At 46.3% G+C, this 434-nt stretch carries 2 tRNA genes; both read left to right on the top strand.

The window, feature by feature from the left end:
• Positions 1-28: 28 nt before the first annotated feature.
• A tRNA-Ile gene (locus tag ACT3RT_RS23095) sits at positions 29-105 on the top strand.
• A 131-nt stretch (positions 106-236) separates the two neighbouring features.
• A tRNA-Ala gene (locus tag ACT3RT_RS23090) sits at positions 237-312 on the top strand.
• The last annotated feature ends 122 nt before the right edge of the window (positions 313-434 follow it).

The following is a 434-nucleotide window of genomic DNA, read 5'->3' as shown; positions in this document are numbered from 1 at the left end:
AGAAAGTAACGAGCAGAAATACCTTTATAGGCTTGTAGCTCAGGTGGTTAGAGCGCACCCCTGATAAGGGTGAGGTCGGTGGTTCAAGTCCACTCAGGCCTACCAAATTCTTCCTCATACCGCGTTGTCGCCACGAACTCGTTTGCGTAAGCAAACTTCGCATGGCTCCGCCTTGTCTGAGAAAGAATTAACTCTTTTACGAGTGGTAAATCAAAGGTATCTGTAAGTGACTGTATGGGGCTATAGCTCAGCTGGGAGAGCGCCTGCCTTGCACGCAGGAGGTCAGCGGTTCGATCCCGCTTAGCTCCACCATATCCATACAGCCTTTAAATAATACTTCAGAGTATATTGGAAACAGTATGCTGCGAAGTATTTTGCTCTTTAACAATCTGGAACAAGCTGAAAATTGAAACGACACAGCTGAAACTTATCTC

It is taken from the genome of Ewingella sp. AOP9-I1-14, assembly GCF_052375995.1.
Classification (GTDB): domain Bacteria; phylum Pseudomonadota; class Gammaproteobacteria; order Enterobacterales; family Enterobacteriaceae; genus Ewingella; species Ewingella allii.
The sequence above is the reverse complement of the archived record's forward strand: the minus strand, read 5'-3'. Positions and strand labels throughout refer to the sequence as shown.